Source organism: Vibrio ezurae NBRC 102218 (assembly GCF_000467185.1).
GTDB classification, from domain to species: domain Bacteria; phylum Pseudomonadota; class Gammaproteobacteria; order Enterobacterales; family Vibrionaceae; genus Vibrio; species Vibrio ezurae.
The window spans coordinates 1-3,238 of record NZ_BATM01000027.1 but is presented as its reverse complement, the minus strand read 5'-3'; the positions used below and the strand labels follow the sequence as shown (position 1 = coordinate 3,238).

Sequence of the window (3,238 nt, the reverse complement as noted above, 5' to 3'; positions counted from 1 at the left end):
ACCTGCCGCATCGCTGACTGAAGGGGCGATCTCAAGTGATGCGCCATCTTTGATACCAATAAGATCGGCATGGGGCACAGTCAATGTCCACTTGTTGCCGTGCACTTCGATAGGTGCACCTGAAGCCGCATCGCCGTATTTATGGCCGTTAAACTCCACAGTGACGTGCTGACCGTCTTCAATGCCCTTGGTGCTACCACTAATGACCAAGTCTTGTCCTTGCTCTGCAAGGTTTAGGACATCATCTTTATTGACTGTGAGGCCAGTATTGACTGCAATGGTGCCTGCCTGCGTATCGACACTGAATTGGCCATTGTGTGTCGCACTTGAAGTCGATCCCACTGGCGCTGAACCTGATATTGCTTGAGTAAATGCAGATTGATCCATTGTTATAGGCTGAAGCCGTGTTACCTGCTGCATCTGTCACTGAAACTCGCGCTTGCACCTCTCCTGACCCAGCTTTAAATTCGCTGACTGGAACGTCTATAGAGAAACCTTGACCGGTAGCGTCCACTTCCCCCGTAAACTGATGACCATTGACTACCAATACGACAGGATCGTGTTCTTTAGCATCACCACTGACTGTACCTGTGACCGCAAGGTTGCCACTTTGGTCGCCAGTGAAGCCCGCATTAATGGTTACGCCATTATGGATGCTATTCAGGGTAATCCCTGCGTTCGCATGTAAATCGGCATGAATAGACTCGGCCGTGCCTGTCGTTGTCGCCGCATTGCCCGCTTTATCACTGACCTCTGCGGTTACAAGATAGTCCCTACCATCAATAAGATGAGCCACATCCGCAGTCGGCACGGTTGCCTGCCACGTGCCATCAGTCTGGCTACCGGAATTTAACACCACTTTGGCCGTGTAATCGTGACCATTAAAGTGAACCGTCACCTCTTGGTCAGCTTCAATACCGGTGGTGATACCCGATAAAACCAACTCTTGACCATGCTCAATGGCATTGACAATGTCATCGGACTTCAGGGACGTAAGGTGATGATCGACTGCAATAGTGCCTGCTTGCGTATCGACACTGAATTGGCCATTGTGTGTCGCACTTGAAGTCGGACCCACTGGCGCTGTACCTGATATCGCTTGAGTAAATGCAGATTGACCATTGTTATAGGCTGAAGCCGTGTTACCTGCTGCATCTGTCACTGAAACTCGCGCTTGCACCTCTCCTGACCCAGCTTTAAATTCGCTGACTGGAACGTCTATAGAGAAACCTTGACCGGTAGCGTCCACTTCCCCCGTAAACTGATGACCATTGACTACCAATACTACAGGATCGTGTTCTTTAGCATCACCACTGACTGTACCCGTGACCGCAAGGTTGCCACTTTGGTCGCCAGTAAAGCCCGCATTAATGGTGGTTCCACCATTGATGCTATTAATGCTGATACCTGCATCTGCATGCAAATCCGTTGTTAAATGACCGTCAGTTACAGTCGCAGGGTTGCCTGCTGCATCACTGACTGAAGGGGTGATATCAAGTGATGCGCCATCTTTAATGCCAACAAGATCGGCATGGGGCACAGTCAATGTCCACTGGTTGCCGTGTACTTCAATAGGTGCACCTGAAGCCGCGTCGCCGTATTTATGACCATTGAACTCCACAGTGACGTGCTGGCCGTCTTCAATGCCTGTTGTGCTGCCACTAATGACCAAGTCTTGCCCTTGCTCTGCAAGGTTTAAGACGTCATCTGTATTGACTGTGAGGCCAGTGTCGACTGCTATTGTGCCTGCATGTGTATCAACACTGAATTGACCATTATGTACTGGTGTGCCACCGGCCGTTGCTGGCGTATGGTTCGTTGCCGTAAACAAATTACCCGCAGCATCTGTACCTGTGACCGTTGCTTTCACTTCACTCGATGTGACCGTTTGACCATTAATATCTGTCGTGAACTCACGGCCATCAACATCTAAATTAAAGACATTGCCTTTTTCAACCAACACATTGTTGTGCGTATGACCGTTGATCTCAATGCTAACGTGATCACCCACACTAGCATCTCCGCCAACCGTGCCTGATACCTGAATTTTACCTTGGGCATCCACCTCGTTGATTGGATTACCACTATTAATGCTTCCAACAGAGATAGTGGCAGATGCACTTGTGTCAACGGCAACTAAAGTTGAAGCACCTTCAACACTGTTTCCTGCCATATCTGTTACAACGGTGTGAAGTGTGTGATCGCCATCTGGTAATTCAGAGGTAGTAGTATGGAATTCCCACTGACCATTAACCGGTATAAAGCTACCTGCAACTTCATGACCAGTAGCATCTTTAACAACAACCCCACCATTGGACGGATCAATGTCTTTATCGACAGCACTGAGGTCAAAGATCAAATCCCCCTGCCCCGGGTGCTTCTTATCATTAAAGTTTTCACCATGAGTAAGATGATCCGTTTTATCACCCGAATTACTACTGTTTTGAAGTGTAAGCGTGACTGGATTGATATCTGTATCAACAGTGACCGTCAGCTCAGGGGAACTATTACTCGTATTCCCTGCAGAATCTGTCACCTTAGCAGTGATTTTATAATCGCCATCAGCTAGATGAGCCGCTGTGAACGTCCAATCGGTGCCAGAGTGCACTGCATTGCCTACAGACTTGCCATCAACAAACACTTCTACTGAAGTAGCATCAGTATCAATACCATTTAATGTAAAGGTCGGGTTTGTATCCTTGGTGATATTGTCCGTATCAGTACCCGCAGTATTTATGCCGTACGTATCAGAAGTCGCATTCAAATCAACTGTAGGAGTACTGACGACAAGATCTGATCCTGCTGCTGTTGCAGATGCATCCTTTGAAATGTTACCCGCAGCATCGGTAACCGTAGCCGTAACTGTATCTCCTGGGCGAACTTCAATATCTACGCCTTGAGTTAAATCTGTCGCAGTCAGTGTATGTGCTTGCTTCACTCCGCTGGCTACAGTGTAGGTCAGAGTATCGCCTACCTTCGCATCTGTATTAGGAGTGATAGTCGCCGTCACTGTGCCACCAGGTCCAACTTCAGCACTGTTATAAATGCTATCTTTGCCTGTGCTTGCAAAGCTAACGGTTGGAGAAGCAATACCTGTATCTAATGTGCTGTGCGTGGATGTGGAGGTCGCTGTGTTGCCGGCTTTATCTGTTGAAGATGCCGTGACCGATAGTTCGCCATCGGTAAAGTTACCTGCCGTTAAATCGACGGTTGTCGTGAAGCTACCATCGGCTTTCAC

The 3,238-nt window shown here is 48.3% G+C and carries 2 protein-coding genes; both read right to left on the bottom strand.

Going from position 1 to position 3,238, the window contains the following annotated elements; translation table 11 throughout:
• Nucleotides 1–342, bottom strand: a 342-nt coding sequence (locus tag VEZ01S_RS16755; RefSeq protein WP_021713925.1) for a hypothetical protein, incomplete at its 3' end; no start/stop codon positions are given.
• Nucleotides 248–3,238: Ig-like domain-containing protein (locus VEZ01S_RS10000; RefSeq protein WP_156896013.1), on the bottom strand; the 2,991-nt coding region annotated here is incomplete at its 5' end. The genes VEZ01S_RS16755 and VEZ01S_RS10000, both read right to left, overlap by 95 nt.